The sequence below is a fragment of the Bartonella sp. MU70NMGDW genome, assembly GCF_042194085.1.
GTDB classification, from domain to species: domain Bacteria; phylum Pseudomonadota; class Alphaproteobacteria; order Rhizobiales; family Rhizobiaceae; genus Bartonella; species Bartonella grahamii.
In genome coordinates, this window is the sequence record NZ_JBHIMK010000164.1 from 1 (window position 1) to 2,744 (window position 2,744).

Consider the following 2,744-nt stretch of genomic DNA (forward strand, 5'->3'; position numbering starts at 1 on the left):
CTTACTGATACAACTGGACAGAGGGCGATGGGGCAAGATGCTGGACAAATCATTGGCTCTCTCAACCGCAACACCGCTACAGCCCACCAAGCCGTTGCACCGGTGGACGCCACATCGCTTGAGGGGATCGTTCATAATCGCGTAGATATGATCAATGATTTATCGGATGAAGGATTGGGATACTGGGACAAAATACGCGAAGTCGCAAATGTTAAAGAGCATCCTGTAGGTGAGGTTGCGCATGATGAAAATGGCAATGTCCTCTATTTAACCGATGAAAATGGAAAACCTATAAAAGGCAGCGATGGAAAACCAATAATTCTGTATCGCTATTTAAAACCAGAGGAAGAAAAGCATTTACAAGCTGGTTCTGATGGCAACAGGCGTATGTTCTATAATGGTATTTTTAACACACCAGATGAGGCTGCCTATCGTGCTGTCCAATTAGCTGATAATGCGCATGAACCCCTTTATTTTACATACCACCCCCAAGCTAAAGACAAGCTAGTAGAGTTCGGGATAGCAATTTATGAGTATTTTGGGGGATGGAGTAATTCGGCCAAGAAATTCCAAGATTTTACCTATCGTTATGGCAATACAGGGGCGATTGTTAGTGCGCATAGTCGTGGTAGCTTAACAGTAGGCAATGGACTACGTGACTTTGAAAAGCGCGGCATCCACGGTATAGCAGAAAAAACAGATATTTATCTTTATGGACCAGCGGATCATGCTCAATCGATAGCGAATGCATTATATGTCGTAAGCGATGGCAAAAATGATCATGTTTACTTACAAAGCCATGCATCTGACCCTATTAGTACGTTGTTTGGTTACAATGCACCTACTTTTTACAAAGTACCTTTAAATCTAGATGTTTCACTTTTGGAGAAAGGTATAAAAAATCCTTTTTATATGACGATATTTGCAGCAAACAGTTTATTGACTACAGCAACCTCTCCATTGATAGAGGGAGGGAGGGCGTTAGGCGGTTATGATCCTAGTCCCCATAATTGTTATGGTGATGCAAGTAAAGCGTGTATAACTAATTATGGAACATCTCCTACTAAACAAATTCATTCAATTTATTCGACTTTAGATCATTTATGGAAGAAAAAATGAGACAAATTTTGAAATTATTGAGTGGTATAGTCCTATTAAGTGTAGCTGGATGTGACATTGAAAACATTGATAAGCCTCCTCCAGAGTATGTGAGTATGTGGGAGAAGGTAGGTGCAGATTCTACTGAAGTAGGAAAAGCCTTGTTAGAATGCGGAATGCCAAGCATTTTTGATATTGATTCAGAAAACAGAAAGCTTAGTATTAATGAGGATGCAACAATTTATGCTTGCATGGTTCAAGCAGGATTCCATTATAAAGGGAGAGGAAACTGGTGTTATACATTTAGAGAAGAAAACCTTCCCATTTGTCAGCCTGGTGCTGTCATCCCGAAGAGAAGTGTCGAAAAGCGCTTAAACAGCCCGTTTTGTAAAAGGTATAAAAACGCGGATGAATGCAAACCTTAAGTTTTGTTTGTGACGATCAACAATCCGCCATCTTTGCCTTTGCTTGTAACGGCGGGATTGTTCCCTCAACCAATCATCTCAACACCCGAGCCCCCATAATTGTTATGCTGATGCGAGTGATGCGTGTAGATGGAATTACGGTTCATTTGGTTTTAAAAAACTTTATTCAACGAGAACAGGGAACAAAAAATGAAAATGTTGTTTAATTTATTAAGCCTACTCATTTTGTTAACGGTTACTGGATGTGATATTGAAAACATTGATAAACCTCCTCCAGGAGAAGTAGCAGGGTGGAAGAAGCCAGGAGCAGACTTTACCGAGGTAGGAAAAGCATTGCTAGAATGTGGCATGCCACACCTTAATTATCTTGAGGATGAAGTTCAAAAGCTAAGCAACAACGATAATGCAACCATTGATGCTTGCATGGTTCAAGCAGGATTCCGTGACAGATATGGGGGACCATCTTGGTGTGAGAATCATTGGATGGAAAACCTCCCTATTTGTCAGCCTGGTGCTGTCATCCCGAAGAGAAGTGTCGAAAAGCGCTTAAACAGCCCGTTTTGTAAAAGAAGTCCAGTACAACCTGAATGCAAGCCTTAAGTAATGATCAACAATCCGCCATCCTTTCCTTTGTTTGGAATGGCGGGATTGTTTCCTCAACTAACCATTTCAATATTGTTCACTGTTGTTTTCAGCAGCGGTGACAGGAAATATCAACAGGTTTATGAGCTCTGTTTTATCGTAAATAAATCCATTGAAAGAGGGGAAAAATGAAGAAAATCTTAAAACTGTTGAGTTGCATAGCTCTGTTAAGTATCACTGGATGTGTTAACTCAATTCCCTCACTTTCTCCAGCATTATGGAGAAATAAAATACTTTTAGAATGTGGAGTACCGGACCTTAATAAGGTTGTGGCGCTAGATTTGAATCAATTTGCCAGTATTGAAATGTGTATGGCGCAATCAGGTTTTCGTCCTAGCTTTACAATACAAGATTGGTGTGAAAACCATAAATCGGACAATCTTCCCATATGTCGTCCTGGTGCTGTCATGCCTCAGCGAAGTGTTGAGAGACGCTTAAATAGCCCTTATTGTAAAAAACATTCAGAACAACTTGAATGCCAGCCTTAAGTCTTGCTTCAGCAGAGAAAGCCTTGTCCGTCCTTACGTGACAAGGTTTTCTTTTTATGCTGCGTCGTTATAACGTTGCTGTTTTGCTTGC

Annotated in this window: 4 protein-coding genes and 1 pseudogene; all 5 read left to right on the forward strand. The window is 40.6% G+C overall.

Translation table 11 applies throughout. The features are described from left to right. Window positions 1-1,119, forward strand: a pseudogene (locus tag ACFIKE_RS09130) (filamentous hemagglutinin); the annotation flags it as partial. Next, window positions 1,116-1,523, forward strand: a complete 408-nt coding sequence (locus tag ACFIKE_RS09135; protein WP_375649465.1) for a hypothetical protein — start codon at window positions 1,116-1,118, stop codon at window positions 1,521-1,523. The pseudogene ACFIKE_RS09130 and the gene ACFIKE_RS09135, both read left to right, overlap by 4 nt. Beyond that, window positions 1,511-1,729, forward strand: coding sequence for a hypothetical protein (locus tag ACFIKE_RS09140; RefSeq protein ID WP_375649466.1), 219 nt, complete (start codon window positions 1,511-1,513; stop codon window positions 1,727-1,729). The genes ACFIKE_RS09135 and ACFIKE_RS09140 overlap by 13 nt, the downstream gene beginning before the upstream one ends. Beyond that, the gene (locus ACFIKE_RS09145) at window positions 1,713-2,123 is read left to right on the forward strand and encodes a hypothetical protein (RefSeq protein WP_375649468.1); all 411 of its coding nucleotides are present in this window, start codon (window positions 1,713-1,715) and stop codon (window positions 2,121-2,123) included. The genes ACFIKE_RS09140 and ACFIKE_RS09145 overlap by 17 nt, the downstream gene beginning before the upstream one ends. 170 nt (window positions 2,124-2,293) lie before the next feature. After that, window positions 2,294-2,653, forward strand: coding sequence for a hypothetical protein (locus ACFIKE_RS09150; RefSeq protein ID WP_273724680.1), 360 nt, complete (start codon window positions 2,294-2,296; stop codon window positions 2,651-2,653). Window positions 2,654-2,744 lie beyond the last annotated feature (91 nt).

What these genes read in the sequence shown, in the direction of transcription:
- ACFIKE_RS09135 (WP_375649465.1), top strand. Translation starts at nt 1,116, where the DNA reads ATGAGACAAATTTTGAAATTATTGAGTGGTATAGTCCTATTAAGTGTA.
- ACFIKE_RS09140 (WP_375649466.1), top strand. Translation starts at nt 1,511, where the DNA reads ATGCAAACCTTAAGTTTTGTTTGTGACGATCAACAATCCGCCATCTTT.
- ACFIKE_RS09145 (WP_375649468.1), top strand. Translation starts at nt 1,713, where the DNA reads ATGAAAATGTTGTTTAATTTATTAAGCCTACTCATTTTGTTAACGGTT.
- ACFIKE_RS09150 (WP_273724680.1), top strand. Translation starts at nt 2,294, where the DNA reads ATGAAGAAAATCTTAAAACTGTTGAGTTGCATAGCTCTGTTAAGTATC.